The sequence below is a fragment of the Saccharopolyspora mangrovi genome, from assembly GCF_035320975.1.
Taxonomy (GTDB): Bacteria; Actinomycetota; Actinomycetes; order Mycobacteriales; family Pseudonocardiaceae; genus Saccharopolyspora; species Saccharopolyspora mangrovi.
The window spans coordinates 1-22,097 of the sequence record NZ_JAWLNX010000013.1; the positions used below are offsets into that span (position 1 = coordinate 1).

General features: G+C 71.0%; 26 protein-coding genes. 14 read left to right on the plus strand and 12 right to left on the minus strand.

Annotated features, from left to right (window positions below):
* Positions 1–55 precede the first annotated feature (55 nt).
* Positions 56–817: a TrmH family RNA methyltransferase gene (locus R4I43_RS18730; protein WP_324266939.1), complete on the minus strand. Its 762-nt coding sequence runs from the start codon at positions 815–817 to the stop codon at positions 56–58.
* An 81-nt stretch (positions 818–898) separates the two neighbouring features.
* Between R4I43_RS18730 and R4I43_RS18735 the strand changes: the two genes are divergently transcribed.
* Positions 899–2,335, plus strand: coding sequence for a WS/DGAT/MGAT family O-acyltransferase (locus R4I43_RS18735; protein ID WP_324266940.1), 1,437 nt, complete (start codon positions 899–901; stop codon positions 2,333–2,335).
* Positions 2,332–2,829: a DUF6912 family protein gene (locus R4I43_RS18740; protein WP_324266941.1), complete on the plus strand. Its 498-nt coding sequence runs from the start codon at positions 2,332–2,334 to the stop codon at positions 2,827–2,829. The genes R4I43_RS18735 and R4I43_RS18740 overlap by 4 nt, the downstream gene beginning before the upstream one ends.
* A gap of 4 nt (positions 2,830–2,833) precedes the next feature.
* On the opposite strand, the gene R4I43_RS18745 is transcribed toward R4I43_RS18740, so the two are convergent.
* The 3 genes from R4I43_RS18745 to aroA all read right to left on the minus strand — a co-directional run bounded on the left by R4I43_RS18745 (position 2,834) and on the right by aroA (position 6,115).
* Positions 2,834–3,691, minus strand: coding sequence for a hypothetical protein (locus R4I43_RS18745; RefSeq protein WP_324266942.1), 858 nt, complete (start codon positions 3,689–3,691; stop codon positions 2,834–2,836).
* Positions 3,692–3,822: 131 nt separating this feature from the next.
* Complete coding sequence (rsgA, locus tag R4I43_RS18750; protein WP_324266943.1) at positions 3,823–4,830, minus strand: ribosome small subunit-dependent GTPase A; 1,008 nt, start codon at positions 4,828–4,830, stop codon at positions 3,823–3,825.
* Between the two features lie 16 nt (positions 4,831–4,846).
* Entirely contained in the window at positions 4,847–6,115 is a 1,269-nt protein-coding gene (gene aroA, locus R4I43_RS18755; RefSeq protein ID WP_324266944.1) for a 3-phosphoshikimate 1-carboxyvinyltransferase, read from the minus strand.
* A gap of 128 nt (positions 6,116–6,243) precedes the next feature.
* Here aroA and R4I43_RS18760 point away from each other — a divergent pair, with 128 nt between their 5' ends.
* From R4I43_RS18760 to R4I43_RS18770, 3 genes are read left to right on the plus strand one after another with little or no spacing between them, the layout of a single operon-like run.
* Positions 6,244–6,999 carry an SOS response-associated peptidase gene (locus R4I43_RS18760; RefSeq protein WP_324266945.1) on the plus strand — a complete coding sequence of 252 codons (756 nt, stop codon included), beginning with the start codon at positions 6,244–6,246 and terminating at the stop codon, positions 6,997–6,999.
* Positions 7,000–7,019: 20 nt separating this feature from the next.
* The gene (locus R4I43_RS18765; RefSeq protein WP_324266946.1) at positions 7,020–7,736 is read left to right on the plus strand and encodes an SOS response-associated peptidase; all 717 of its coding nucleotides are present in this window, start codon (positions 7,020–7,022) and stop codon (positions 7,734–7,736) included.
* On the plus strand, positions 7,733–8,344 hold the full coding sequence (locus R4I43_RS18770; RefSeq protein ID WP_324266947.1) for an alpha/beta hydrolase family protein: 612 nt from the start codon (positions 7,733–7,735) through the stop codon (positions 8,342–8,344). Before R4I43_RS18765 ends, R4I43_RS18770 begins: the two co-directional genes overlap by 4 nt.
* Positions 8,345–8,626: 282 nt before the next feature.
* Here R4I43_RS18770 and ybaK read toward each other — a convergent pair whose 3' ends face one another.
* On the minus strand, positions 8,627–9,103 hold the full coding sequence (gene ybaK, locus R4I43_RS18775) for a Cys-tRNA(Pro) deacylase (RefSeq protein ID WP_324266948.1): 477 nt from the start codon (positions 9,101–9,103) through the stop codon (positions 8,627–8,629).
* 226 nt (positions 9,104–9,329) lie between these two features.
* On the opposite strand from ybaK, the gene R4I43_RS18780 reads away from it, so the two are divergent.
* Both R4I43_RS18780 and rsrA read left to right on the plus strand, forming a co-directional pair.
* Positions 9,330–10,001 (plus strand): sigma-70 family RNA polymerase sigma factor, encoded by a 672-nt coding sequence (locus tag R4I43_RS18780; RefSeq protein ID WP_324266949.1) that lies wholly within the window; start codon positions 9,330–9,332, stop codon positions 9,999–10,001.
* The gene (gene rsrA, locus R4I43_RS18785) at positions 9,998–10,318 is read left to right on the plus strand and encodes a mycothiol system anti-sigma-R factor (RefSeq protein ID WP_324266950.1); all 321 of its coding nucleotides are present in this window, start codon (positions 9,998–10,000) and stop codon (positions 10,316–10,318) included. The genes R4I43_RS18780 and rsrA overlap by 4 nt, the downstream gene beginning before the upstream one ends.
* A gap of 187 nt (positions 10,319–10,505) precedes the next feature.
* Here the strand turns inward: rsrA and R4I43_RS18790 are convergent, their stop codons facing one another.
* The 3 genes from R4I43_RS18790 to R4I43_RS18800 form a co-directional block, all read right to left on the minus strand.
* Positions 10,506–11,144, minus strand: coding sequence for a response regulator transcription factor (locus R4I43_RS18790; protein WP_324266951.1), 639 nt, complete (start codon positions 11,142–11,144; stop codon positions 10,506–10,508).
* Positions 11,145–11,200: 56 nt separating this feature from the next.
* Complete coding sequence (locus tag R4I43_RS18795) at positions 11,201–11,692, minus strand: DoxX family protein (protein WP_324266952.1); 492 nt, start codon at positions 11,690–11,692, stop codon at positions 11,201–11,203.
* A 76-nt stretch (positions 11,693–11,768) separates the two neighbouring features.
* A complete protein-coding gene (locus R4I43_RS18800) occupies positions 11,769–12,383 on the minus strand; it encodes a macro domain-containing protein (protein WP_324266953.1) in 615 nt (204 codons plus the stop codon).
* A gap of 174 nt (positions 12,384–12,557) precedes the next feature.
* Between R4I43_RS18800 and pheA the strand changes: the two genes are divergently transcribed.
* The 3 genes from pheA to R4I43_RS18815 all read left to right on the plus strand — a co-directional run bounded on the left by pheA (position 12,558) and on the right by R4I43_RS18815 (position 14,833).
* On the plus strand, positions 12,558–13,481 hold the full coding sequence (gene pheA, locus R4I43_RS18805; RefSeq protein WP_324266954.1) for a prephenate dehydratase: 924 nt from the start codon (positions 12,558–12,560) through the stop codon (positions 13,479–13,481).
* Positions 13,478–14,125 carry a histidine phosphatase family protein gene (locus R4I43_RS18810; RefSeq protein WP_324266955.1) on the plus strand — a complete coding sequence of 216 codons (648 nt, stop codon included), beginning with the start codon at positions 13,478–13,480 and terminating at the stop codon, positions 14,123–14,125. Before pheA ends, R4I43_RS18810 begins: the two co-directional genes overlap by 4 nt.
* Before the next feature lie 129 nt (positions 14,126–14,254).
* Complete coding sequence (locus tag R4I43_RS18815) at positions 14,255–14,833, plus strand: TIGR03086 family metal-binding protein (protein ID WP_324266956.1); 579 nt, start codon at positions 14,255–14,257, stop codon at positions 14,831–14,833.
* Here the strand turns inward: R4I43_RS18815 and R4I43_RS18820 are convergent.
* Positions 14,830–15,180, minus strand: coding sequence for a metallopeptidase family protein (locus tag R4I43_RS18820; protein ID WP_324266957.1), 351 nt, complete (start codon positions 15,178–15,180; stop codon positions 14,830–14,832). The genes R4I43_RS18815 and R4I43_RS18820 overlap by 4 nt on opposite strands.
* Before the next feature lies 1 nt (position 15,181).
* The gene (locus R4I43_RS18825) at positions 15,182–16,183 is read right to left on the minus strand and encodes a septum formation family protein (protein ID WP_324266958.1); all 1,002 of its coding nucleotides are present in this window, start codon (positions 16,181–16,183) and stop codon (positions 15,182–15,184) included.
* Positions 16,184–16,331: 148 nt separating this feature from the next.
* Between R4I43_RS18825 and R4I43_RS18830 the strand changes: the two genes are divergently transcribed.
* Genes R4I43_RS18830 through serS form a run of 3 tightly spaced genes read left to right on the plus strand, consistent with a single transcriptional unit; the run spans position 16,332 to position 19,468 of the window.
* The gene (locus R4I43_RS18830) at positions 16,332–16,985 is read left to right on the plus strand and encodes a hypothetical protein (RefSeq protein ID WP_324266959.1); all 654 of its coding nucleotides are present in this window, start codon (positions 16,332–16,334) and stop codon (positions 16,983–16,985) included.
* 4 nt (positions 16,986–16,989) lie between these two features.
* The gene (locus tag R4I43_RS18835; RefSeq protein ID WP_324266960.1) at positions 16,990–18,156 is read left to right on the plus strand and encodes a glutathionylspermidine synthase family protein; all 1,167 of its coding nucleotides are present in this window, start codon (positions 16,990–16,992) and stop codon (positions 18,154–18,156) included.
* Between the two features lie 49 nt (positions 18,157–18,205).
* On the plus strand, positions 18,206–19,468 hold the full coding sequence (gene serS, locus R4I43_RS18840) for a serine--tRNA ligase (RefSeq protein ID WP_324266961.1): 1,263 nt from the start codon (positions 18,206–18,208) through the stop codon (positions 19,466–19,468).
* A 99-nt stretch (positions 19,469–19,567) separates the two neighbouring features.
* Here serS and R4I43_RS18845 read toward each other — a convergent pair whose 3' ends face one another.
* Positions 19,568–20,194: an endonuclease gene (locus R4I43_RS18845; protein ID WP_324266962.1), complete on the minus strand. Its 627-nt coding sequence runs from the start codon at positions 20,192–20,194 to the stop codon at positions 19,568–19,570.
* A 57-nt stretch (positions 20,195–20,251) separates the two neighbouring features.
* Positions 20,252–21,124 (minus strand): LLM class flavin-dependent oxidoreductase, encoded by an 873-nt coding sequence (locus R4I43_RS18850; RefSeq protein WP_324266963.1) that lies wholly within the window; start codon positions 21,122–21,124, stop codon positions 20,252–20,254.
* Between the two features lie 118 nt (positions 21,125–21,242).
* Between R4I43_RS18850 and R4I43_RS18855 the strand changes: the two genes are divergently transcribed.
* The gene (locus tag R4I43_RS18855) at positions 21,243–22,055 is read left to right on the plus strand and encodes an HAD family hydrolase (RefSeq protein ID WP_324266964.1); all 813 of its coding nucleotides are present in this window, start codon (positions 21,243–21,245) and stop codon (positions 22,053–22,055) included.
* The last annotated feature ends 42 nt before the right edge of the window (positions 22,056–22,097 follow it).

Genomic DNA, 22,097 nt, shown 5'->3' on the forward strand with positions numbered 1-22,097 from the left:
TTGCAGCGGGGCTGGGGACATTTCGCGTGAAATGCCCCCAGCCCTTGACGCGGGTTCAGCTGAGGGTTCGGCGGCGGAGTTCGAAGCAGAGGACCGCCGCTGCGCTGGCGACGTTCAACGACTCGACCCCTCCGGCCATCGGGATGGACAGCGGTTGGGCGATGCGCTCCTCGACCTCGGCCGAGAGGCCAGCGGTCTCGCTGCCCAGGACGAACACCGCGCGGTCACCGAATTCGGTGTCGTAGAGGCTGTGCCCGGCATCGGCATCCAGGGCGTAGAGCGGGTACCCGGCTTCGGTGAGGAGCTCGGCGGCTTCGGCGGCCGTGCGGCTGCGCAGCACCGGGGCGTGGAACGCCACACCGGCGGAGGCCTTGATGACCAGCGGGTCCAGCCCGGCGACCCCGCGGTGCGGGACGACGATGCCGTCGATGCCGGAGGCGGTCGCGGTGCGCAGGACCATGCCGACGTTGGCGGGCGTGGTGAGCCCGTCCAGCAGCAGGATGGTGCGCGGTGCGGTCGCGGGGTCGGCGAGCGCGTCGACGAGCGGTCGCATCTTGCGGGCGACGACGTCGGCCACCACGCCCTGGTCGTGACGGCCGTTCCCGGCGAGGACCTTCACCCGGTGCGCGCTGGCGCGCTGCACCTTCACCGCGCGGTCGGCCGCGGCCTCCTCGATCTCCGCGATGGCCCCACCCCGGAGCCCTTCCGCGACGATCACCTTGTCGACCCGCAGGTCGTAGTCGGCCAACGCCTCCAGCACCGGCTTGCGGCCGTAGACGGTGACGAATCGGTCCTTCGGGGAAACTTCGCTGGTCACACCATGAAGTGTCACATGCCCGTGTTGGCCGCCGGCGGGTGAACCCCTCGGACCCGGTGCGATGTGTGCCAGGATCTCGGCATGCCCGATCGTCTTTCCGCCGTCGACGCCTCCTTCCTCTACCTGGAGGACTACACGACGCCGATGCACGTCGGTGGCGTCGCGGTCTTTCGGCGGCCGCGAAGCGATTTCGACTACGAGCACCTGCTGTCGATGGTCGATCGCCGGCTCGGGCTCGTGCCGCGCTACCGGCAGCGCGTGATGGAGGTCCCGGGCAGTCTCGCGCGTCCGGTGTGGGTGGATGACCAGGACTTCGACCTCACCTACCACGTGCGGCGGTCGGCGCTGCCGAAGCCGGGCAACGACGATCAGCTGCACGACCTGGTGGCGCGGCTGATGTCGCGCAAGCTCGACCACACCCGCCCGCTGTGGGAGCTGTACCTGGTGGAGGGCTTGTCGAAGAACCGGGTCGCGATCATCACCAAGACCCACCAGGCGATGATCGACGGGATCGGCGCGATCGACATCGGGCAGGTCATCTTCGACGTGCAGCGCAACCGCGAGATCGAGGACCCGGACGCGCTGTGGATGCCGCGCCCGCAGCCGACCGTGGCGCAGCTGCTCGTGGAGGCCGCGACGGACGCGGTGCAGCGCCCGGGCGAGGTGGTGGAGAACGTGCGCGCCGCGGTGGTCGACGCCTCCGCGACGGTGCAGAAGGTGACGCGCGCGCTCGGGGGCGTCGCCTCGGCGGTTCGGGCTGCGGTGGTGCCGGCGCCGAGCGGTCCGCTGAACGCCCCGACGTCGACGCAGCGCCGGTTCGCCGTGGCGAAGGCGAAGTTGGACGACCTCCGCGCGGTGCGGCAGGCGCACGGCAGCACGGTCAACGACGTGGTCCTGGCCGTGGTGGCGGGTGCGCTGCGGAACTGGTTGCTGTCGCGCGGCGAGGTCGTCACGCCGTCGACGACGTTGCGCGCGATGGTGCCGGTCTCGGTCCGCTCCGACGACGCCGAGGCCGACGCGGCCTACCAGGACACGGCGAGCCTGCCGGTCGGTACCGCGGGCAGCAAGGTTTCCGCCTATCTGGTGGATCTGCCGGTGGGCGAGGGCAACCCGACGATGCGGTTGCACCAGGTCAGCCATGCCATGCGGGCGCACGTCGAGTCGGGTCAATCGGTGGCGGCGGACGCGTTGGTGAAGGTCAGCGGTTTCGCGCCGCCGACGCTGCACGCGCTGGGCGCCCGGGTCGCCAACCAGTTCTCGGACCGCTTGTTCAACGTGCTGGTCACCAACGTGCCCGGGCCGCAGGTGCCGCTGTACGCGGCCGGGGCGAGGATGATGGAGATGTTCCCGGTGGTGCCGCTGGCGAAGAACCAGTCGCTGTCGGTGGGGGTGACCTCGTACAACGGCGCGGTGTACTTCGGGTTGAACGCGGATCGGGACGCGATGCCCGACGTCGGCGTGCTGGCGGCGATGATCGGTGAAGCAGTAGACGAGATGATCGGGACGGTCGACGCATGAGGATTTACCTGCCCGCCACGCTGCCGATGCTGCAGCAACTGGTGGCGGACAAGCAGCTGCAGCCGCTCGGCGGGACGGCTTTCGCGTTGACTCCGGCGCTTCGCGAGTCCTACGCCACCGGCGACACCGAAGAGCTGGAGTACGCGGCGATGCGGGAGGCCGCCCGCGCGTCGCTGCGGCTCCTCGCCGCCGATGAGGAAGGCAAGATCGAGCAGCGCCGGGTGGTGATCTCCGCCGACGTGGACGAGGTGACGCTGCGGCCGGACTTGGACCACGCGGTGGTGAAGGTGTCCGGGCCGGTGAGCTGGAAGCAGCTCGCGGCGGTGCACGTCGACACGACCGAGGCCGAGGACGCGGTGCGCGCGGCGGTCGAGGTCATCGACGCCGCCGACCTCGGCGACCCGGACGCGGAGTTCGCGCTCGGTGACGCCGAGGACCACGAGCTGGCCTGGTACGCGCCGCAGGAAGTGCCGTTCCTGCTCGAACTGATGTGAGGCGTCAGCGCGGGGGCTGGGCCATCGGCGGGAGGTCTTCGAACACCCCGACCTCGTGGGCCGGGGGCAGGTGGATGTCCACCGGGGTTCCCCAGTCGCGGTAGGTGGAGGTCAGCGAGACCTCGCCGGCCTGGGCGACCTGGGTGGTGGCGGCGAACTTCGCGGGCAGTCCCCGCTCGTCGAGCCAGAGCTGGTAGCCGAGCTCGTGCTCACCGTCGTCGGCGGCCTGCTGGAAGCGTTCGCGCTGCTGCTCGTCGCGGGCGATCTCGGCTGCCTTGGTGGTGAGGATCCGCAGCTCGTAGCGGGTGGTGGGCCGTCCGTCGACGGTGTCCGGGGCGGAGTTCTGGATCCGGGTGGCCTGCTCGACGCCGCTGAAGGTGGCGCGCGGGTCGACGGATTCGTGCAGCTGGTCCAGGGCGGGGCTGAGCAGCTTCGACCCGAAGTCCGAGCTGTCCTGGGAGATCTTCAGCCACGGCGTGCTCGCGTTCGGCCTGGCCAGCGGGGTGTTGAGGTAGCCGACGTCGTCCACGATCGACACCGCGAGCTTCTCGGTTCTCGTGTTGCGGGTCTTGCCGTCGAGCGCGAGATCGGCTTGCGGACCCCGGTAGCGGACCGCTCCGTCGGCGTTGAGCTGCCCGACCACGCCGAGGCTTCCGGTCATCGTGGTGTGCGCGGTGCCGGTCTGGTTGATCTTGTTGATGGTGTCGGCGAGCATCGCCTCGGCCACCGGGCGCGGGTCTGGGCGGGCGGCGGCCCTGGGAACAGCCGCGTGGGGTTGGGGCTCGCTGGTGCAGGCACCGAGTGTTGCGGTCAGGGCGAGACCGGCGGACAACACCGCAGTCCTGGTGCGGGCTCGGGGCATCGGGCGCGCTCCTCGGGCGGGTGGCGGAAAGGCTCGGATTTCGCTGGCCAACGCTAGCAACGAACCCAGGACCCCACCCGGGACGCGCCTCCCCGTTCGGGGGACGCCCCAAGATCACCGATTGCGGTGGATCAGGCCTCTTCCAAGCCGGCTCGGGAGCGCAGCAGGCGGCGGAGGGAGGCGAGCTGGTCGGCGTTGCCGCCCTCCTTCTCCGCGTAGGTGTCCAGGTAGCAGTCGGGGTCGTCGGTGCCACCGAGGTGGCCGCAGTTCGGCGGGCACTCCTCGGCCGCTTCGGCGAATCCCTCGAACGGGGCGATCACGTCGTCGGCGGTGACGTGCGCGAGGCCGAACGAGCGGATGCCGGGCGTGTCGACGACCCACCCGCCGCCCGGCAGGGCCAGGGCGACCGCGGAGGTGGAGGTGTGCCGGCCCTTGCCGACGCCGCTGACCTCGCCGGTGGCGCGTTCGGCGTCCGGGACCAGCCGGTTGACCAGCGTCGACTTGCCGACGCCGGAGTGCCCGACGAGTGCCGAGACCCGGTCGGCGAGCAGCTCGCGCAGCTCGTCGGGCTCGTCGTCGAGCCTGGTGACGGTGATCGGCATGTCCAGCCAGGCGTAGCTGGTGATCCACTCGCCCGGGTCGGCCAGGTCGGCCTTGGTCAGGCACAGCACGGGTGACAGCCCGCCCGCGTAGGCGGCGACCAGGCAGCGGTCGATGAAACCGGGGCGCGGCGGCGGGTCGGCGAGCGCCGTGACGATGATCAGCTGCTCGGCGTTGGCGACGACCACCCGCTCGTAGGGGTCGGTGTCGTCGGCGGTGCGGCGCAGCACGCTGCTGCGGTCGGCGACGCGGACGATGCGCGCGAGCGTGTCGGGCTTGCCGGAGACGTCGCCGACCACGCCCACCAGGTCGCCGACGACGACGGGGGTGCGGCCGAGCTCGCGGGCGCGCATGGCCGTGACGAGCCGGTCCGGGTCGCCGTCGAGGGCCACGGTCCAGCGGCCGCGGTCGACGGCGATGACCATCGCCTCGGCGGCGTCGGCGTGCTTGGGGCGCTGCTTGCTGCGCGGCCTGCTGCCCCGTCCGGGGCGCACCCGCACGTCGGATTCGTCGAGGTTCCGCCAGCCGCGCTTGCTCATCAGTGGGCTCCCGGGATCACGCGGTCTCCCCCAGCATCGCGGCCCACATCCCGGGGAAGTCCGGGATGGTCTTGCTGGTGGTGGCGATGTCCTCGACCGCCACGCCGGGCACCTTGAGGCCGAGGATCGCGCCGGCGGTGGCCATCCGGTGGTCGGCGTAGGAGTGCCATTCGGCGCCGGTCAGCGGCACGGCGTCGATGATCAGGCCGTCTTCGGTCTGCTGGACCTGGCCGCCGAGCTTGTTGAGCTCCGCCTCGAGGGCGGCGAGCCGGTCGGTCTCGTGGCCGCGCAGGTGCGCGATGCCGCGCAGCCGCGACTGGCCGGCGGCGAGCGCGGCGAGGGCGGCGACGGTGGGGGTGAGTTCGCCGACGGCGCGCAGGTCGATGTCGACGGGTGCGAGCTCGTCGGGTCCGGTGACGGTCAGCCCGTCGGAGTCGAGGCGGACGTCGGCGCCCATCCGGGCGAGGATCTCGCGGATCGCGTCGCCGGGCTGGGTGGTGCGGGACGGCCAGCCGGGCACGGTGACGCTGCCGCCGGTGACGGCCGCGGCGGCCAGGAACGGGGTGGCGTTGGACAGGTCGGGTTCGACGTCGGAGTCCAGCGCGCGGATCGGGCCCGGTTCGACGCGCCAGGTGTTGCGCTGCGAGGAGTCGACGACGACTCCGGCGTCGCGCAGCATCTCGACGGTCATCTCGATGTGCGGCAGCGACGGCACGGGCGGGCCGGAGTGCCGGACGGTCACGCCCTTCTCGAAGCGCGGCGCGGACAGCAGGAGCCCGGAGACGAACTGGGAGGACGCCGAGGCGTCGATGGTGACCACGCCGCCGGTCAGGTGGCCGGTGCCGTGCACGTCGAAGGGCAGCGAGTTGCCGGTGATGTCGGCGCCCAGCTCGCGCAGCGCGTCGAGCACGGTGCCGAGCGGTCGCTTGCGGGCCTGCGGGTCGCCGTCGAAGGAGATCCGGCCGACGGCGAGCGCGGCGACCGGGGGCACGAAGCGCATCACGGTTCCGGCCAGCCCGCAGTCGACGTCGGCGGGTCCGCGCAGGTCAGCGGGGGTGATGTGCCAGGAGCCATCTGGTCCGTCGGTGATCGTGGCGCCCAGCGAGCGCAGCGCGGAGGCCATCAGCTCGGTGTCCCGGCTGCGCAGCGGTGCGCGCAGCGCGGAGGGCCCGTCGGCGAGCGCGGCGAGCACCAGCGCCCGGTTGGTGATCGACTTCGAACCGGGCAGCGGGACCGTCGCGCGCACGGTTCCGGTGGCGACGGGAGCGGGCCAGAGCTGGGTCATGGCCCAATGATCCCGCATTCCACCCGGGTATTTCAGCGCCGGGGCGGTCAGGACGCTCGCCTGGGACGAATTGGACTGCCAGGATGAAGTGGACCCACGCCCTCGGCCCGCGGGAGGTTGGACACCGGATGTGCGGCAGATACGCCTCCAGCAAGGATCCCGGCAAGCTCGCCGCCGAGTTCGCGGCCTTGGACGCCACCGGTGGTGCGGCGCCGGGCGCGGACTTCAACGTCGCCCCGACCAAGCGGGTGCTGACCGTGGTGCAGCGGCATCCGCAGGACGAGACCGGTGAGGCCGACCTGGAGAGCACCGAGCGGTCGATCCGGGTGATGCGGTGGGGTTTGGTGCCGTTCTGGGCGAAGGACAAGTCCATCGGCAGCCGGATGATCAACGCCAAGTCGGAGACGGTCACCAGCAAGCCCGCGTTCCGCAGTTCGATCAAGCGCTACCGGTGCCTGGTGCCGGCCGACGGTTGGTACGAGTGGAAGCGCGAGGGCGGCAAGAAGCAGCCGTTCTTCATGACCCCGCCGGACGGGTCGAGCCTGGCGTTGGCCGGGATCTACTCCACGTGGCGGGAGAGCGACGAAGCCGAGCCGTTGGTGACCTGCTCGGTGCTGACCGCGGCGGCGGTCGGGCAGCTGACCGAGGTGCACGACCGGATGCCGCTGCTGCTGCCGGAGGGCGCGTGGTCGCACTGGCTGGATCCCGATCAGCCGGACGTGTCGGACCTGCTGCGGCCACCGTCCCTGGACGTCGCGGAATCGTTGGAGGTCAGGCCGGTTTCCACGGCGGTCAACAACGTCCGCAACAACGGCGCGGAACTGCTCGAACGCGTGTCTCTCGACCCGCGCGAAGAGGCGGTAGGTTTGGACGCGGAGAAGTAGCGAGTCGAGGTGAGATGCGGATGTGTGGTCGGTACGCCGTGCAGCGGGATCCGGCGGCGCTGGCCGAGGAGTTCGCGGCGGCTGATCGGACCGGGGGCGCGACCGGCGCGGACTTCAACATCACGCCCACCAAGACGGTGCCGATCGTCGTGCAGCGCGGTGCCGAGCGCAGCGTCCGTCCGGTCCGTTGGGGCCTGGTGCCGACCTGGGCCAAGGAGGCCGACGGTGGTCCGCCGATGATCAACGCGCGCGCGGAGACGATCACCACCAAACCGGCCTACGCCGAGTCCGCGCGGCGGCGCCGCTGCTTGATGCCGGCGACCGGGTGGTACGAGTGGAAGCCCGGTGACAAGCGCCGTCAGCCCTACCTGTGCCGCCGCCGGGACGGCCGGAGCATGGCGATGGCCGCGGTGTTCTCCGCCTGGTGGGACCCCAACTCCGCTGGTCAGCCGCTGGTGACCTGCGCGGTGGTGACCACCGATGCGGTCGGGGAGCTCGCCGACGTGCACCACCGGATGCCGCTGGTGCTGCCCGAGGACTGCTGGGCGGACTGGCTGGACCCTACGCGGAGCGAGATCGACGAACTGCTGCGTCCCGAGCCGGGCGTGCTCGGCGAGCTGGCGCTCCACACCGTGTCGACAGAGGTGAACAGCATGCGCAACAACCATCCTGACCTGCTGAAACCTGCCGATCCGGTGCCCGAGCCGGCCGAGCAAGCGGCGTTGTTCGAGTCATGACCCGCATCGAGGTCGAGACCCCGCACGGCCCGGCGCGGGCCGAGCTGCACTGCGCTGAGGAAGGTCGTGCCGCGCTGCTGCTGGGGCACGGCGCCGGTGGTGGGTTCAACGCGCCCGACCTGGTGTCGGCGACGCGCGCGGCCACCGATGCCGGGGTGCACGTGGCGCTGGTCGAGCAGCCCTACCGGGTCGCCGGGCGGAAGGCGCCCGCTCCGGCCAAGCAGCTGGACGCGGCGTGGCTGGCGGTCGCCGAGGACCTGGGCGAGCGCTGGTTCGCCGACCTGCCGCTGATCTTCGGCGGGCGCTCCTCGGGTGCGCGGGTGGCCTGCCGCACGGCCGAGGCGGGCGAGGCGCAGGCGGTGCTGTGCCTCGCGTTCCCGCTGCACCCGCCGGGCAAGCCGGAGAAGTCGCGGGCCGCCGAGATCGACGCGGTGGAGAACCCGGTGCTGGTCGTGCAGGGCGAGCGGGACGCGTTCGGGCGTCCGGAGCCCGCCCACAACCGCGAGGTGGTGCTGGTCGCCGGGGACCACTCGCTCAAGGCCGACGTCGACGCCGTGCACCGGGCGACCTCGGAGTGGCTGGCCAGGGTGCTGCGGCTCATCGACTGAGGTCGCTCGCTCGGATGGCCTTCGGAACCGGCGAGAGCCGTTCCGCTTGTCGTTCTCGCAGGTGGGAGCGTTCGCGTCGAGGTTCGATCACCATTTGAAATTCCCCGCATTGCCCCTGCTCGTTCGATGCCCGCAGGATCAGTCGGCGCTGGGCCCCCGAGCGGTCTTGCAAACCGGGCAGGGCGATTCCTCCGTTCCTGTCCGGCGCGGGGTGCGGCTGTTGCGCGGCAGCGGCACCGAGCACCGGGGGGAGCGGTCTGCACAGGTCGCTCCCCCCGGTCATCAGCTCGCGATGCCGGCGAACGTCGCACCCAGGAGGTCCGCGAGGTCCTGCGGGGACAGTTCGATCTCCAGTCCCCGGCGGCCCGCGCTGCAGTAGATCGTGTCGAAGTCCTGGGCGGAGCGGTCGATGACGACCGGGAGGCGCTTCTTCTGGCCCAGCGGTGAGATGCCGCCGGCAACGTAGCCGGTGGCTCGTTCGGCTGCGGCGACCTCGGCCATCTTGGCCTTCTTGCCGCCCGCGGCGGCGGCCAGCGCTTTCAGGTCGAGCTGGCCGGTGACGGGCACCACGCCCACGGTGAGGGTGCCGTCGACGTCCGCGACCAGCGTCTTGAACACCCGACCGGGCGACTGCCCGAGTGCTTCGGCGGCTTCGAGGCCGAACGATTCGGCGCGCGGGTCGTGGTCGTAGGCGTGCACGCGGTGCGTGACGCCCTTCTTGGTCAACAGCGCGGTCGCTGGAGTTCCCTTGCCTGCCACGCACGTCACTCTAGAAGGCCGGAATAGGTCATCAGGAGGGCGTGTTGAACCGAGCGTGACGATGGATTCGACGAACACCTGCGTGCTGGACCGCCCACCGCGCCCGCAGCTGTTGCCAACCGGTAATAGCAGGACAGCGCGGGTATCCTCGAACACGGACCATGCGAAGGAGTGCATGGGTTCGTCGTCTGCCGCCACATCGTCCGGGCGGCGGGAAAGGAGCCTGGTGCCTAGCACCCCAAAGGACTCGAACACCGCGGACTCCGCCAACACCGCGCAGCTCGACCAGGAGGTCGAGACCGCGGAGGAGACCGACGAGCAGCGCGCGGCCCGCTTCGAGCGGGACGCCATGCCGCTGCTGGACCAGCTCTACGGTGCCGCGCTGCGGATGACCCGCAACGCGCAGGACGCCGAGGACCTGGTCCAGGAGACCTACCTGAAGGCGTTCTCGGCGTTCAAGTCCTTCACCCAGGGCACGAACCTGAAGGCCTGGCTGTACCGGATCCTCACCAACACCTACATCAACGGCTACCGCAAGCGGCAGCGCCAGCCGCAGCAGCAGCCGACCGATGAGATCGCCGACTGGCAGCTCGCCCAGGCCGAGAACCACACGTCGACGGGTCTGCGCTCGGCCGAGGTCGAAGCGCTGGACCGGCTGCCCGACACCGACGTGAAGGCCGCGCTGCAGCTGCTGGCCGAGGAGTTCCGCATGGTCGTGTACCTGGCGGACGTGGAAGGTTTCGCCTACAAGGAGATCGCCGAGATCATGGGCACTCCCATCGGCACCGTCATGTCGAGGCTGCACCGTGGTCGCAGGCAGCTGCGTGAGATGCTCACCGACGTCGCCCGTGATCGAGGCTTCTTGCGGGAGACCCAGCAGGAGGTGAGCACTTCATGAATTGCGGTGAGCCCGATGAGGCCTCCTGCCAGGACGCGCTCGCCGAGGTGTGGCTGTTCCTGGACAACGAGTGCGACCAGGCGCGGCGCGAAGCCGTGCAGCGTCACCTCGACGGTTGTGGAACGTGCCTGGAGCACTTCGGCATCGAGGAGCACCTGAAGGCGTTGCTGCAGCGCAAGTGCAGCGGCGAGCACGCGCCGACCGAGCTCAAGGATCGGCTGCGCTCCTCCATCCGCGAAGCGGTCCTGAGCAAGGCCGAGATCACCGTCGAACACGGCCCGGACGGAACCTCGGTCGAGGTCCGGACCAAGAAGTGAGTGGTCACCTTGCTCAGCGGTGCGGGTAGCGGAACCTGAGCGGCGCTGTGGACTCCGCGGGCCACTCCTGATGTATGGCCACACGGCGTCGCGGCGTGCTCGCCACAGCACCGCTCAGAACCCGCAGCGGTGCCAGTTGCGAGGGTGGGGTAAAGAGAAGGCGGCTTCACCGCTTGGCTGACTCCGATCAGGACTTCTCGCGGCGGGCGACCCAGGCCGCGGCCTGGGTCCGCCGCTCCATGCCGAGCTTGGCCAGCACCGACGTCACGTAGTTCTTGACGGTCTTCTCGGCCAGGAACAGGCGCTCGGCGATCTGGCGGTTGGTCAGGCCCTCGCCGATCAGCTCCAGCACCTTGCGCTCCCGTTCGGTGAGCGCGGCCAGCTCGTCCGGTTCCGGGCTGCTGGACTGCCGCAGGTGGTCGAGCACCCGCCCGGTGGTGACCGGGTCCAGCAGCGACCTGCCCGCGGCCACCTCGCGGACCGCGTTGACCAGGTCCTGCCCGCGCACCTGCTTGAGCAGGTAACCCGAGGCGCCCGCGTTGATCGCGCCGACCAGCGCCTGCTCGTCGTCGAAAGCGGTCAGGACCAGGCAGTACGGCGCGTCCGGACGTTCGCGCAGCTTGCGGCACAGCTCCAGCCCGTCGCCGTCGGGCAGTCGCATGTCGATGACCGCGACGTCCGGCGTGGTGGCCTGAGCGCGCGCCAGCGCTTCGCCGACGCCGCCGGCCTCGGCCACGACCTCGACATCGGATTCGGTGTCCAGCAGGTCGCGCAGACCCCTCCGGACCACCTCGTGATCATCGACCAACAGCACCCTGACTGCCACGTCGACCACGCTAGTGGGCGCTCCGGACGGTTCGCGCACCAGATCCCGGTTGGCGGTTACTTCTTCGCCTTCTTGGCGGTCTTCTTCGCCTTCTTGCTCCCCTCGCGGGCGCTCTTGCGCGCGCGGTAGCCGACGCTGGGCTTGCCGCCGGTGTCGACCGAGGCGAGCAGGACCCCGCCGAGCAGGCCGAGGTTCTTCAGGAAGTGGATCTGCTGCTCGACGCGCTGCTGCGGGTCCTCGTGCTCCCAGAAGCGGTGCGCGGCCAGCGTGGTCGGCACGATGCTGCCGGCCAGCAGCAGCGACGCCATGCGCGGGAACTTGCCCAGCGCCAGCATCGCGCCCGCGCCGATCTTCACGGCGGCGTCGATGCGCACCAGCGTCTCGGGGTCGGTCGGCACCTGCTCGGGCAGCGACTCCTTGATCGGACCGGCCTTGTCCAGCAGCGGGGTGACGGCCTTGGCGTGGTTCGAGGTGTCCTTGAGGGCGCCGATCCCGCCCCAGATGAAGATCGAAGCGAGCATCGGGCGCGCCAAACGGCGAATCAGCATCGGGGGAACCTCCATGAGTGGGTAGTCCGTGACCGACGGTACTTACTCGGTCCCCGGCCCGCCTGGCAACGAAACCTCAGTGCAGGTCGACCTGGGCGAAGACCTCGTCCCAGGCGGCGGCGACCTGGCGGGCGCACAGCTGCGGTGCGGTGCCTCCGATGCCGGTGCCCAGGCCGGGCATCGCGATGGAGTGCACCACGCGGTGCACCGGGGCGCCGTTGTCGAGGACCGCGCTGGACCACAGGCGCAGCACGGCGCGGGCCGCGAGGTAGGGGTGCACGGTGTCGGCGGGCAGGGCTTCGCCCGGTTCGCGCATCGTCGGCGCGCTGATCAGCCAGATCGGGCTGGGCACACCGGTGGGGACCAGCAGCGCTTCGCCCACCGGCAGCTCACCGCCGTGGTAGGCGAGCACGGCGCTGCGCACCTGCTCCTCGACTTCCGGGAAGGCGCGGGCGTACACGGCGTCGATGCCGCCGCGCATCCAGCCGTAGGAGTTGGCCGGGCTGACGACGGCGTCCACCTGGACGTCGAGAACCGAGCCTTGATGAACGGAAATGCCGGGCCGGCTTTCCGCGATCTCCTGCCAGGCCGCGGCCAGCGGCTCGTCCAGCGCGCAGAGGACGAGCTGCAGCTCCGGCTCCGCTCCTTCTGCCGATGAGCGCCCCGAATCTGCGGTCACGCCACACAGCATCGCAGGAATGCACCGCGTAGTGGCATTGGGTAGGTCACATCGGCGGCGACGTGCCGTTTATCCGGAAACGACCGGGTCCGAACGATCACGGAGCGTGGAAACCGTTCAGTAGCCGGTGAAAGACCTTCACGTGGCCCGCCGCAACGGGGTTTGCGCGGCCCGTAACCTGGGCGGGTGCCAGAAATCGCCTACCTCGGCCCGCCCGGAACCTTCACCGAGCAAGCGACCCGGCTGCTGACCGCGGACTTCGACGCCGAACTCCTGCCCTGCGAAACCGTGCCGGTCGCGCTGGCCGCTGTGCGATCGGGGGAGGTGCTGGCCGCCGGGGTCCCGGTGGAGAACTCCGTGGAGGGCTCGGTCCCGGCGACCCTCGACGCGCTGACCATCGGCGATCCGCTGGTCGCGGTCAAGGAAGCGGTGATCCCGGTCCAGTTCGACGTGTTCGCGCAGCCGGGGATGGCCCTCGATCGGGTCGAGACCGTCGCCAGCCATCCGCACGCGCTGGCGCAGGTGCGCGGCTGGCTGACCGAGAACCTGCCCAAGGCCGACGTGCGCGCGGTCAGCTCGACCGCTGCTGCGGCGGCCGCCGTGGCGGAGGGCGAGTTCGACGCGGCGATCTCCGCTCCGGTGGCCGGCGAGCACTACTCGTCGTTGCAGCGGCTGGAGACCGGCATCGCCGACGTCCGCGACGCGGTCACCCGGTTCTTGCTGGTCCGCAGGCCGGGCACGCTGCCGGAGCCGACCGGCGCGGACCGGACGTCGATCTGCGCGGTGATCAGCCACGAGGTCGGCACGCTCGCGGACATGCTGGCCGAGCTGTCGCTGCGCGGCATCAACCTGAGCCGCATCGAGTCCCGGCCGGTCAAGGACAGCTTCGGGCACTACCGCTTCTACCTGGACTTCGACGGGCACGTGGCCGACGCGCGGATCGGGGAGGCGCTGGCCGCGCTGCAGCGGCGCTGCGACTCGGTGCGGTTCCTGGGCTCGTACCCGAAGGCGGACCGGGCGCCCGCGTCGGTGCGGCCGGGATCCTCGGAGCAGGCGTTCCGGAACTCGGCGGAGTGGTTGGCGGCAGTGCGCGCGGGGAGGTTGGCGTGAGCGAATTCGAGTTGTCGGCCCCGACCGGGGTCCGGTTGGTGCTGGCGCGGCACGGGCAGACGCCGGCGAACGTCGCCAAGCTGCTCGACACCGTGCCGCCCGGCCCGGGGCTGACCGAGCTCGGCGCGCAGCAGGCCGAGGCGCTGGCCGAGCGGCTCGCCGCGGGCGAGGACAAGATCGTCTCGGTGCGCGCCAGCCACGCGCGGCGCGCGCAGGAGACGGCCGAACCCGTCGCGCGGCGGCTCGGGTTGCCGTTGCAGCTGGTCGAGGGCACGCACGAGGTGTTCGTCGGGGAGCTGGAGGGGCTGGGCGGCCCGGCGCTGGAGATCTTCGACGACGTCTACGCCCGCTGGCACGGCCGCGACCTCGACGTGCCGATGCCCGGTGGCGGCGAGTCCGGGCGGGACGCGATCACCCGGTTCCTCGCCGGGGCCCGCAGCGCCCTGTCGGGCGTGTCGGCGGGTGCGGTGGTGATGGTCAGCCACGGCGCGATGCTGCGGCTGGTCGCCGGCGTGCTGGTCGACGAGGTCACCGGCGCGGAGGCCGATTCGCTGCACCTGCCCAACACGGGGCTGATCGTGATCGAGTCCGACCCGGCGACCCGCACCGGCTGGCGCTGCGTGACCTGGGACGGCCTGCTCTAGCGCTGGATCAGCGCCACCTGCCGTGCGCGGTGTTCGCGGCAACGCGGTCGAAGCTGTGCGGACGAGCCGGGCGGTTCGCGTGCTCCGGGGAACCGGCGGGCGTCGGGGGTCCGGTCTACGGTTCGCGGCATGACCGAGACGAACGCGCGGATCGGCGCGCTGGCCACCGAGGCCCTGGGGTTCTTCGTCGACGCGGTGGAGCGGGTGCCGGCCGGGAGCTGGGACGAGCCGTCCAACCTCGGCGAGTGGAGCGTGCGCGAGCTCGTCGGGCACGTCACCGGCAGCGCGACCAAGATCGCCGTGCTGCTGGAAGGCGGTCAGACCTGGGGCACCCCGTCCGAGCCCGCCGACTGGGTGTGCGACGACCCGGCCGCGAAGCTCCGCGAGATCGGCGGCCGGATCGAGCGGGCGCTGCCGAACGCCGACCTGGAGGCGCCGCGGCCCTCGCCCGCTGGGGAGATGCCGCTGCACGAGGCGCTGGCGTTCCCGATGGCCGACCTGGCCATGCACGCCTGGGACCTGCACCGCAGCTGCGGCCGCCGAGCCGAGCTGCCCGAGGGGCTGCGCGAGTTCTGCCAGGCCCTCATCGACTCCGTGCCGGAGCAGATGATGCGCCGACCCGGCGCGTTCGGCCCGGCCACGACCCCACCCGAAGGCGCCGGCGACACGGACCGCCTGATGGCCTACCTGGGTCGCTCGGTCAGCTAGCTCCAGCCGAGTTCGTGGAGCTTGTCGTCGTCGATTCCGAAGTGGTGGGCGATCTCGTGCACGACGGTGACCGCCACCTCGTCGACGACCTCCTCCTCGTCCTCGCACATCGCCAGCAGCGGCTCGCGGAAGATCGTGATCGTGTCCGGCAGGACGCCGCTGTAGGTGTGGTCCCGTTCGGTGAGGGCGATGCCCTCGTAGAGGCCCAGCAGCTCCGCGTCCTCGGGGTGGGAGTCCTCGACCAGCACGACCACGTTGTTCATCGCCGACGCGAACTCCGGTGGGAGCCGGTCCAGGGCGTCGCCGACCAGCTCGTCGAACCGGGCGCGGGTCATCTCCACGGGCATGTCAGCGCGGCTGCTCGGTCGCGGGCGCGCCCGGTTCGGACGGTGCCGTGTTCTCGCCGGCCGGGGACCTGCCGACCTGCACCTGGCCCTTGACGCCGCCGGTCACCGGGGCCAGGCCGCTGCCGTCGGGCAGTTGCGCGCTCAGCTTGCAGTTGACCTGCCGCGAACCGGCCGCCCAGCTCCCCTCGGAGAGGGTGTCCCAGTAGACGATCAGGCCCTTGTCCCTGGCGACCGTCGGGCCACCGGCGTAGGCCGAGGTCAGCTCCTCGCACTTGGTGGCCAGGAAGCCGTCCTGGTCGCTCTCCGACGGGAAGTTGCCCTGGAACTGGTCGGCCAGGTTGATCACGGCCGACAGCTCCACCGCGTGCGGGCGGGAGCAGTCCACCGGGTCCCACACCTGGGTGCCGCTGATGCCCAGGCAGCGGCCGGCCGGGTAGACGTTCGACTGGTCCATCTTCGACGCCTCGCCGGTGATCGGGAACAACTTGCCGGACGGTCCCGGCTGCTGCAGGCCGCAGTGCAGCGTGCGGTCGCCGTTGGCCCAGCCGTCCTGGCTCGGGGTGAAGGCGCCGACGGTGAAGCGGCCCTCCTTGTCGAACCGGCCGCCCAGGTACTGGTCGGAGACCTCGATGCAGCGTTGCTGCTTGATCTCCTGCCACTGCTCGTTGCTCGGGAACGGCGCGTTCGGCGGGAACTCGCGCAGGTCGTACGGGCCGGTGACCTCGAACAGGTGCGGCTCGTCGCAGGTGACCTTGCGGATGTCGGCCGCGTCCGGTTCGGTCCAGTGCAGGCACTCGCCCGCCCGCGTCTCGAAGACGACCTTCGGCGCGGGTGCCTCGCCGACCCCGGCGGGGCCGCCGACCTTCCCGGACTCCATCGGCCAGTTCAGCAGGATGCTGACCGTCAGGATCAGCAGGGCGCCGATCGCGGCCGCGACCATCACCAGCTTGGCGTTGGGCGGCTTCTTGCGGCCGGATTCGGGGGTGCGTTCGGGCGGGACCATCGAACACATGATGCCTGGCGCACGTGTGGCCTGCGCGCAGTCCGCGCCGGAAACGGAGAGGAAAGGAACTCATTCGTTGCCGTGCGCGTCCATACATTGAGTAGTGTGGCGTGTGGGAGTTGGGGCGATGACGGAGAGTGGCAAGCCAGTGTCTGACAACGAGCGGCCGCAGGGGGACTCCACCCCCGAGGAGCCGACCCAGCAGATGCCTGTGGGCGACCAGGGTCGGATCCGCTACCAGGACCCGCAGAACACGACGCCGCGCGAGCCCACGCTCGCGGAGCAGAAGGCCCGGCAGATGGCCGAGCAGCGCCGCGCCGAGGCCGAGCGGGCCGAGCAGGCCGCGGCCGCGGCGAAGACGGCCAAGCGCCGGAAGGTGCTGATCGGCGGCGGTGCGACCGTCGGCGTCGTCGCGCTGGTCGCGGCGATGTACTCGGCGTCGGAGGTCAGCGCCCAGGCCAACGCCGCGACTGAGTACTGCGCGACCGACCAGAGCGGTCAGCCGGGCAACCGCGACCTGGACGAGTACTGCGACGAGAACTACGTCAACAGCCACGGCGGCCACGTCAGCGGCGGCATGTTCTTCATGCCGATCTTCCTGCCCGGTGGCGGCATCGGCGGCTACCACTCGTACCGGTACGCGTACACGCCAGCCGGTGTGTCGGCGCCCCCGGTCGGGGCCCCGGCGGCCGGATCGACCTTCAACAAGCCCTCCGGAAGCACCGTGAAGAACACCAAGGGCTCGACCGTCCAGCGCGGTGGGTTCGGGATCTCCAGCAAGACCGGCGGCAGCGGGAGCTGAACGAGTGAAGCGCAAGACCGGGGCCCGGCGTCCGGACTGGCAGCAGAAGATCGAAGAGCTCGGGCTCGTCTTCGGGACCCCGGCGCGCGCGGCCGACGGCAGCGAGCGGCCCTACTGGGACGAGGGCGTGCACTACGAGTTCAGCCTCGACGAGGTCCTCTCGCTGGAGGCCGACGTCGAACTGCTGCACTCGATGTGCCTGGACGCCGTCGACCACGTGATCACCACCGAGCGGTACAAGGACTTCGGCATCCCCGAGTGGGTGTGGCCGCACATCGCCGAGTCCTGGCGCCGCCGCGACCCGCACCTCTACGGCCGCTTCGACCTGCGCTACGACGGGTCCGGGCCGGCCAAGCTGCTGGAGTACAACGCCGACACGCCGACCTCGCTGCTGGAGGCCGCGGTCGTGCAGTGGCACTGGCTCACCGAGGTCCACGACGGCGACGACCAGTGGAACTCCATCCACGAGAAGCTCGTCGAGCGCTGGGCCGAGATCAAGCCGCAGCTGGCCACGAACGAGGTGCACTTCACCTGGTCCGGGCAGGAGCCCACCGGTGAGGACAACATCACCGCCGCCTACCTGCAGGAGACCGCCGCCGAGGCGGGCCTGAACACCGTCGGGCTGGCCATCGAGGAGATCGGCTGGGAGAGCCTGCTGGAGCGCTTCGTCGACCTCGAAGAGGCGCCGATGAACTCCGTCACCAAGATCTACCCCTGGGAGTGGATGGTCGACGACGAGTTCGGCAAGCACGCCATCAACACGCTGCCGGCCACGCAGTGGATCGAGCCGCTGTGGAAGATGCTGCTGTCCAACAAGGCGCTGCTGGCGATCCTCTGGGAGATGCACCCTGGCCACCCCAACCTGCTGCCCACCTACCTGGACCAGCCCGGGCTGCTGACCGAGTACGTGCGCAAGCCGCGGCTCGGGCGCGAGGGCAACAACATCACCATCGCCGCGCCTGGCTGGGAGACCGAGACCGGCGGGTTCTACGGCGAAGAGGGCTACGTCTACCAGGCCTTCGACCCGCTGCCCGAGTTCGACGGGATGCGGCCCGCGCTGGGCGCGTGGATCGTCGGGGACGAGTCGGCCGGGCTGGGGATCCGGGAAACAGCAGGTCTGATCACCGACGACGGCGCCGCCTTCGTGCCCCACCGGATCCCGCAGGGGTAGCCGGACCCGGCGCGTGGCCGGGGTATCGATGCGGCTACGCTGACCAGCTGTGATCGACCTGAAGACGCTACGCGATGATCCGGAAGCGGTGCGCGCTTCGCAGCGCGCACGTGGTGAGGACGCGTCCCTGGTGGACGCGCTGCTGTCCGCCGACGAGCGTCGCAGGTCCGCAGTGTCCCGTGCGGACAACCTGCGCGCCGAGCAGAAGCAGCTCGGCAAGCAGGTCGGCAAGGCCCAGGGCGAGGAGCGGGACGCGCTGCTGGCTCGGGGCAAGGAGCTGGCCGCGCAGGTCAAGGAGGCCGAGGCCGAGCAGTCCGAGACCGACGCCGAATTGCTGCGGCTGCAGAAGGCCGTCTCCAACGTCGTCGAGCCGGACGTGCCGCCGGGCGGCGAGGACGACTTCGCGGTGCTCAAGCACGTGGGCGTGCCGACCGAGTTCGGCTTCGAGGTCGCCGACCACCTGGAGCTGGGCAACGGGCTCGGCGCGTTCGACATGGAGCGCGGGGCGAAGGTCTCCGGCGCCCGCTTCTACTTCCTCACCGGCATCGGCGCGCAGCTGGAGCTGGCGCTGCTGAACATGGCCGCCGCGCAGGCCACCGCCGCCGGGTTCACGCTGGTCGTGCCGCCGGTCCTGGTGCGCCCGGAGATCATGGACGGCACCGGTTTCCTCGGCGCCCACTCCAGCGAGGTGTACCGGCTGGAGGAGGACGACGCCTACCTGGTCGGCACCTCCGAGGTGCCGCTGGCGGGCTACCACTCGGGCGAGATCCTGGACTTCACCGACGGTCCCGCGCGCTACGCGGGCTGGTCGACGTGCTTCCGCCGGGAGGCCGGCTCCTACGGCAAGGACACCCGCGGCATCATCCGCGTGCACCAGTTCAACAAGCTGGAGATGTTCGTCTACTGCCGGGAAGAGGACGCCCGCGACGAGCACCAGCGCCTGCTGGCCTGGGAGGAGGAGATGCTGGCCAAGATCGAGGTGCCCTACCGGGTGATCGACACCGCGGCCGGTGACCTCGGTTCCAGCGCGGCCCGCAAGTTCGACTGCGAGGCCTGGGTGCCCAGCCAGCAGACCTACCGCGAGCTGACCTCGACCTCGAACTGCACCACGTTCCAGGCGCGGCGGCTCAACACCCGCTACCGGGACGCCGACGGCAAGACCCGCTTCGCGGCGACCCTCAACGGCACGCTGGCGACCACCCGCTGGATCGTGGCGATCCTCGAGAACCACCAGCAGGCCGACGGTTCCGTGCGGGTTCCGGAGGCCATGCGCCCGTTCCTCGGCGGCCTCGAGGTCCTCGAACCCAAGTGACGCGGAGTTCCAGCTGAGAACTCCCCACGCGCGAAGAGACCCCAGTTCACCTGGGGTCTCTCGTCTTTCTCGGGGTGGCGGAGCTCCAGCTGGAACCGCTCACCGGACCGCGGCGGCGACGTCGCGGTCGAGGGTGGTGCGCACCAGGGCCGCGGCGAGCCTTGCGAGGTCGTGGCCCTCGACGAGATCAGCGAGCTTGTCAGGGTCGGTGGGCAGGCCGAGCTTCTTCGCACCGGAGAGGGCCTTGGAGTCGAAGTAGGGCCGCAGCTCCGGCCAGACGAGCTGGGCTTCGCGGCAGAAGATGTCGGCGCCGACCGGGCCCAGCCGCGGCAGGTCCATCAGGAGCCTGCGCACCTCCTCCGGATCACCGTCGGCCTTGGAGCGCAGTTTCCGCAGGTCACCGTGGTAGCGGTCGATGATCAGCTCGGCGCCCCGGCCCAACGCGGTCGCGGTGCTCTCGTCGTAGCGCCGGTAGTGCGCGCGGCCGAGGGCGTCGACCCGCTGCTGCCAGGTGGCGTCGAACATCTTCTGCGGACTGCTCCACTGCGCCAGCTCGCGGGCGGCGTCCACCGCGATGTCCGCCTTGATCCGGGTCGACAGCAGCACCGCGAGCACCACCAGCCGGTACAGCGGTGAGGGCTTGTCGGCCAGCTTGATCCCGGCCTCGCTCGCGTAGCTCGTCCCCGCTTCGTCGAGCAGGGTCCGCACCTTCTCCTCAGCGGACATGGCAACCACCTCCTGCCGACGACGGATACCCGCGTCGGCGCGGTGGCACACCTGCACCTACAGCTCGGGCAGGACCTCGGTGGCGATCTCCTCGACCGTCGACTCCTTGCCCGCGTAGGGGCCGTCCGCGCGGGGCCAGTGCGTGATGATGTCGGTGAAGCCGAGTTCGTCGGCGCGGCCGACCACGTCGCGGAAGTGCTCCACACTGGACAGCGAGAACTCCGGCGCGGCGTCGACCTGCAGGTAGCGGTCGACCTTGATCGGGTCGCGGCCCTGCTGGTGGCAGAGGTCGGTGAAGCGCAGCGACAGCTCCGCGACCGCGCGCCACCAGCTCTCCAGGTCGTCGCCGCCGCGGCCGGTGGTCACCCAGCCCTGGCCGAACTGGGCGGCCAGCTCCATCGACCGGGTGCCGTTGGCGGCCACCACGAACGGCACCCGCGGCAGCTGCACGCAGCCGGGCGCGCGGCGCGCCTGCACGGCCGAGAAATAGGTGCCGTCGTAGTCGGTGACGTCGAAGCGCAGCACGTGGTCGAGCAGCTCGACGAACTCGGCGAACCGGTCGGAGCGCTCCGGCGGTGACAGCTCGGGCCGGCCGAGGACCGTCGTGTCGAAACCGGTGCCGCCGGCTCCGACGCCGAGGGTGATGCGGCCGTCGGCGATGTCGTCCAGGGCGGTCAGCTCGCGGGCGAAGTGCACCGGGTGCCGGAAGTTCGGGGACGCGACCAGCGTGCCGAGCCGGATCGTCGAGGTGACGGTGGCGGCGGCGGTCAGCGTGGGCACCGCGTCGTACCAGGCCTTGTCCACAAGGGAGCGCCAGCCGAGGTGGTCGTAGGTCCAGGCGTGGGCGAAGCCGTACTCCTCGGCCATCCGCCAGAGCGGTTCGGCCGCCCACCACCGGTGTTCGGGCAAGATCACGATCCCAACGCGCACGGGTAGACGGTACTGGTCGCGCCGGACGCGTTTCGACCCGATCAGGTGACGAACGTCCCTTCGTGGTCTTACCAGCGAGGACGTCCGGATCCCCGGCGCGGCGGGCATGATGGTCGGCGTGCGTGAACCTGGCCTGGTGGCATCAGACGTGGACGGAACCCTGCTCGACCCGATGGAGGAGGTCTCCGCCAGGACCGCGGCCACAGCCGGCCGGGTGGCCGCGTCCGGTACGCCGTTCGTGCTGGTCACCGGCCGTCCGCCGAGGTGGATGCCGCGCGTGGTCGCCGCGCTCGGGGTGTCCGGCATCGCGGTGTGCGCCAACGGCGCGGTCACCTACGACACCGCCGCCGACCGCGTGCTGCGCAGCCACGACATCGATCCCGTGACGCTGCACGACGTGGTGCGGGAGCTGCGGCACGAGCTGGGCGGCTGCGCGTTCGCCGTGGAGCGGGCGACCCGCAGCGCCCGGGACGACCTGCGGGAGCAGTTCCTCGCCGAGGCCGACTTCCACCGCAACTGGATGAACACCGACATCCGCGTCGCCCCGACCGATGAGCTGACGGGCAAGCCCGCGATGAAGCTACTGGTGGTGCACCCCGGTCTGAACAGCGGTGAGCTGGCGGCGGCGACCGCGGAGATCATCGGCGATCAGCTGCAGTCGACCTACTCGACGGACTCCGGGTTGATCGAGCTGTCCGCGCCCGGGGTGGACAAGGCGTCCGGGCTGGCCGCCGTGGCCGCCGAGCTCGGGATCGCGCGGTCGGAGGTGATCGCCTTCGGCGACATGCCCAACGACGTCCCGATGCTCGGCTGGGCGGGTCACGGCGTGGCCATGCGCAACGCGCACCCCGACGCCCTCGCGGCGGCGGACGAGGTCACCACCACCAACGCCGAGGACGGCGTCGCCCAGGTCCTCGAACGCTGGTGGTGAGGGCGGTTCCAGCCAGCGCCGGACGTCGTGGCTGAAACCGCC

Bases quoted from the DNA above. Each gene is read 5' to 3' on its own strand.
- R4I43_RS18795 (WP_324266952.1), bottom strand. From the start codon at position 11,692: ATGCTGATTCGCCGTTTGGCGCGCCCGATGCTCGCTTCGATCTTCATC.
- R4I43_RS18825 (WP_324266958.1), bottom strand. From the start codon at position 16,183: ATGGTCCCGCCCGAACGCACCCCCGAATCCGGCCGCAAGAAGCCGCCC.
- rsgA (WP_324266943.1), bottom strand. From the start codon at position 4,830: ATGAGCAAGCGCGGCTGGCGGAACCTCGACGAATCCGACGTGCGGGTG.
- R4I43_RS18800 (WP_324266953.1), bottom strand. From the start codon at position 12,383: ATGCTGTGTGGCGTGACCGCAGATTCGGGGCGCTCATCGGCAGAAGGA.
- R4I43_RS18735 (WP_324266940.1), top strand. From the start codon at position 899: ATGCCCGATCGTCTTTCCGCCGTCGACGCCTCCTTCCTCTACCTGGAG.
- rsrA (WP_324266950.1), top strand. From the start codon at position 9,998: ATGAATTGCGGTGAGCCCGATGAGGCCTCCTGCCAGGACGCGCTCGCC.
- aroA (WP_324266944.1), bottom strand. From the start codon at position 6,115: ATGACCCAGCTCTGGCCCGCTCCCGTCGCCACCGGAACCGTGCGCGCG.
- R4I43_RS18745 (WP_324266942.1), bottom strand. From the start codon at position 3,691: ATGCCCCGAGCCCGCACCAGGACTGCGGTGTTGTCCGCCGGTCTCGCC.
- R4I43_RS18815 (WP_324266956.1), top strand. From the start codon at position 14,255: ATGACCGAGACGAACGCGCGGATCGGCGCGCTGGCCACCGAGGCCCTG.
- R4I43_RS18740 (WP_324266941.1), top strand. From the start codon at position 2,332: ATGAGGATTTACCTGCCCGCCACGCTGCCGATGCTGCAGCAACTGGTG.
- R4I43_RS18760 (WP_324266945.1), top strand. From the start codon at position 6,244: ATGTGCGGCAGATACGCCTCCAGCAAGGATCCCGGCAAGCTCGCCGCC.
- R4I43_RS18770 (WP_324266947.1), top strand. From the start codon at position 7,733: ATGACCCGCATCGAGGTCGAGACCCCGCACGGCCCGGCGCGGGCCGAG.
- R4I43_RS18765 (WP_324266946.1), top strand. From the start codon at position 7,020: ATGTGTGGTCGGTACGCCGTGCAGCGGGATCCGGCGGCGCTGGCCGAG.
- R4I43_RS18845 (WP_324266962.1), bottom strand. From the start codon at position 20,194: ATGTCCGCTGAGGAGAAGGTGCGGACCCTGCTCGACGAAGCGGGGACG.
- R4I43_RS18820 (WP_324266957.1), bottom strand. From the start codon at position 15,180: ATGCCCGTGGAGATGACCCGCGCCCGGTTCGACGAGCTGGTCGGCGAC.